This window comes from Nitrospirota bacterium (assembly GCA_016214385.1).
Lineage (GTDB): Bacteria > Nitrospirota > Thermodesulfovibrionia > UBA6902 > JACROP01 > JACROP01.
On the sequence record JACROP010000119.1, the window covers coordinates 1 to 3,667 of the forward strand.

Here is a 3,667-nt window from a genome sequence, read left to right on the forward strand (position 1 = left end):
GCTTGTGCCTGATGCTGACCTTATCCTCAGACTCTTTGGAGATGAAGTTTTCTTGAAGTACCATAGAGGCTTTGGCAATTCTTTATTCCTTATACCTCCCGTAGCCCTCGGATTAGCCTTTGTCTTTAACAGGCTTTCATCAAAGAAAAACTTTCTCCTCTTTTTTATCCTCTGCTTCCTAAGCGTGGCTGTCCACACTTTCCTCGATTTACAGACCTCTTTTGGCACAATGCTTCTGTTCCCTTTTTCTGACAGGAGATTCAGTCTTGACCTTGTCTTTATCATAGACCCTTATTATTCAGGCATCTTGATAGCAGGGTTAATCTTTTCGATTTTCATTAAGAAGTATTCTGAAAGAATATGTCAGCTATCGCTTATGGTAATAGTGTTGTATACAGTGCTGTGTGCTTTTGCACATAGCAGGGCTCTTAATCTGGGCTATGAATATGCAAAGGCCAAAGGGCTTGAGGCTGTGGAGGTAGCAGCCCTGCCTCAGCCCCTGTCTCCTTTTCGCTGGGCCAATTATATAGAGACAGAGAAGGAAATACATCAGGGTTTTGTCGACCTTCTGAAAAAACCTTCTGATACAGGGGAGCGGACTGTAACTTTCTTAGGGCGATACAGGGCAAGGTTTAATGCCCCGGAGAAGGTTGTATACAGGGTCTGGGAAAAATTCCCGAATTCGCAATGGGTAGAAAAAGCCCTCAGGCTTGAAGCTGCCAGTTTTTTCCTCTGGTTTTCGAGATTCCCTGTTGTAATAGAAAATAATGCGCTGAATGGATTCCATGTAGTCAGGTTCTTTGACCTTCAGTTTAGTACGATAGAAGGCAGGTATCCCTTTCTATACGAAGTCGTCTTTGATGCAAAGGGAGATGTTTATTCTCAGGGATTCCAGTCAAAATAAGATTTGTATGAGATTATGCGATATAAGGTAAAGACAGGGACTCTTGCATGGATTATACATCGCGGGACAGGTGTTGCCCTTACACTTTATCTATTTCTCCATCTCTGGGTTTTAGTCCACCTGAAGGATGCGCATAGCTACAGGGAATTGATAGAGCTTATGCGCTCTCCAGTTGTAAGACTCAGTGAGGCCGGCCTTTTAGCCCTTGTTATTGCCCACGGGCTTAATGGTATAAGGGTTATGATTGTTGATCTGGGCCTGGCAACAAAGGAACATAAAGGTATGTTCTGGAGCCTTGCAGGGATTGGTTTGATTTTATTTATCTTCGGCGCATGGCCGATATTAAAGATATGAGCCGATCTGGCGCCATAAGCTATCTATTGCAGAGGCTTTCAGGAATCGTGCTCCTCGGTGCTCTTATTACCCACTTCTGGATAATGCATTTTACAGGCAGTGGACATGTGGATTATGATGCAGTGGCAAAACGCCTTTCAACAATTCCCTACAAGGCATTTAATATGGGATTTCTCATCCTTGTTGTTTATCACGGATTCAATGGACTCTGGGCAATAACACTTGATTATATTCAGAATGAGAGGGCGCTAAAGACAATTAAAGGGCTTATCCTCATCGCAGGGGCCGTGCTCCTTATTGTTGGATTCTACATAGTATTTTTATTTTGATATGACCCATGATTTTGACATAGTCATTGTCGGTGCCGGGCTTGCCGGCTGCAGGGCTGCGCTTGAGGCTGCTGACAGGGCAAAGGTTGCTGTACTCACAAAACTCTATCCAACCCGCTCTCATTCCTCTGCTGCACAGGGTGGCATTGCCGCTGCACTGGGGAATGAAGAAGATGACTCGCCTGAATGGCATATGTTTGATACTGTGAAGGGAAGCGATTATCTCGGAGACCAGGACGCTATTGAGGTGATGACAGAGGATGCCATAAGGACTGTCATTGAGCTTGAGCATATCGGTGTCCCTTTCTCAAGGACAGAAAAAGGAAAGATTGCGCAGAGGAATTTCGGCGGGCACACAAGGAATTTCGGCGAGGCGCCTGTAAAGAGGGCATGCTACTCAGCAGACAGGACAGGCCATGTGATGCTCTTTGCCCTTTATGAACAGTGCAAGAGAAAGGGTGTTAAGTTTTTTTCTGAATTTCACGTCCTTTCTTTTTTAATCAAAAATGGGGCATGTCGTGGCCTGATTGCCATGGAGATTAAAACAGGTGAAATTCAAATATTCAGGGCAAAGGCCACGATGATTGCATCTGGCGGCTATGGAAAGCTCTATAAGACAACATCCAATGCCCATGCAAGCACAGGCGATTGCCTCTCCATTGTATATAATGCTGGCATACCGTTAGCCGATATGGAACTTTTTCAGTTCCATCCCACAGGCCTCTATGGCCTTGGCATCCTCGTTACAGAAGGCGCGAGGGGAGAAGGGGGAGTTTTAAGGAATAGCACAGGAGAGCGTTTTATGGAACGATATGCGCCGACAATAAAGGACCTTGCGCCGCGGGACATGGTCTGCCGTGCGATCCTGACAGAGATAAGGCAGGGCAGGGGGATTGATGGCAGGGATTATGTTTATCTTGACCTCACACACCTTGGCAGAGAGAGGATAGAAAACAGGCTGCCAGAGATTGCGAAGTTCTCAAAGATATACATGGGCATTGACCCTGCAGAAGCACCTATACCTGTCCAGCCAACTGCCCACTATGGCATGGGCGGAATACCTACGGACAATGATGGAAGGGTTTGTGCTGATGAGAAGGGAAATATTTTCCCCGGGCTTTATGCAGCAGGCGAATGCGCATGTGTATCTGTTCATGGCGCAAATAGGCTCGGGTGTAACTCGCTGCTCGATACAGTTGTATTCGGGAGGCGTGCTGGCAGGGCTATGGCCGAATATGTAAAATCCGCGGCATTTGAAGAGATTCCTGCAATGTATTTAGATGATGTAAAAAGACAAATAGACAGGATTAAAAACAGCAAGGGTAGCGAATCGGTCAGTGCCATCCGCACAGATCTCCAGAGAGTGATGATGGACAGATGTTCTGTGTTCAGGGACGAAGTGGCATTAAAATCATTGCTCAAAGAAATAGAAGGGCTAAAAAGGCGATACGAACATATAAGCATAGAAGATAAAGGCAATGTCTTTAACACAGAACTTCTTGAGGCAGTAGAACTCGGACATCTCCTTACCTTATCAGAAGTGATTACATCCTCTGCCCTTAACAGGAAAGAAAGTCGTGGGGCCCATTACAGGGAGGATTATCCAAGAAGGGACGATATAAACTGGCTCAAGCACACATTCGCATTTAAAACCGGGGGGGCAGTAGAGTTTAAATATAAACCTGTAGTGATAACAAAATTTCAGCCAGAGGAGAGGAATTATTAACCTTAAAGAGGTAAGCAACACACTGGGGATTAACCATCGGACATTAGAGCACTACCTATCAGCCCTTGAGAACACCTTTGTTATTAATATCACAAGGCCATTTTTTACTAATATCCGCAAAGAGCTTACCAAAATGCCAAAGATATATTTTGTAGATAATGGAATGAGAAATCTGGCATTAAAGTATTTTGCAAAATTTATGGATAGTCGCGATAAAGGCGAGCTTCTTGAGAATTTTGTTTTGTCTTCGTTATTAAAAAGGGGCGATTTGACAGTTAACTATTGGAGGACTAAGGATAAAAGCGAAGTTGATTTTATCTGCAGGGATTACTATGGGAATACGATTCCTCTTGA

At 44.6% G+C, this 3,667-nt stretch carries 5 protein-coding genes; all 5 read left to right on the top strand.

Going from position 1 to position 3,667, the window contains the following annotated elements; genetic code table 11:
- Nucleotides 1–904, top strand: a 904-nt coding sequence (locus HZC12_07560; protein ID MBI5026567.1) for a metal-dependent hydrolase, incomplete at its 5' end; no start/stop codon positions are given.
- Between the two features lie 15 nt (nucleotides 905–919).
- Nucleotides 920–1,258, top strand: a complete 339-nt coding sequence (gene sdhC / locus HZC12_07565) for a succinate dehydrogenase, cytochrome b556 subunit (GenBank protein ID MBI5026568.1) — start codon at nucleotides 920–922, stop codon at nucleotides 1,256–1,258.
- On the top strand, nucleotides 1,237–1,587 hold the full coding sequence (gene sdhD, locus HZC12_07570; protein MBI5026569.1) for a succinate dehydrogenase, hydrophobic membrane anchor protein: 351 nt from the start codon (nucleotides 1,237–1,239) through the stop codon (nucleotides 1,585–1,587). Before sdhC ends, sdhD begins: the two co-directional genes overlap by 22 nt.
- Before the next feature lies 1 nt (nucleotide 1,588).
- Nucleotides 1,589–3,313 (top strand): succinate dehydrogenase flavoprotein subunit, encoded by a 1,725-nt coding sequence (locus tag HZC12_07575; protein ID MBI5026570.1) that lies wholly within the window; start codon nucleotides 1,589–1,591, stop codon nucleotides 3,311–3,313.
- A partial coding sequence (locus HZC12_07580; GenBank protein MBI5026571.1) for a DUF4143 domain-containing protein occupies nucleotides 3,306–3,667 on the top strand: 362 nt, incomplete at its 3' end. The genes HZC12_07575 and HZC12_07580, both read left to right, overlap by 8 nt.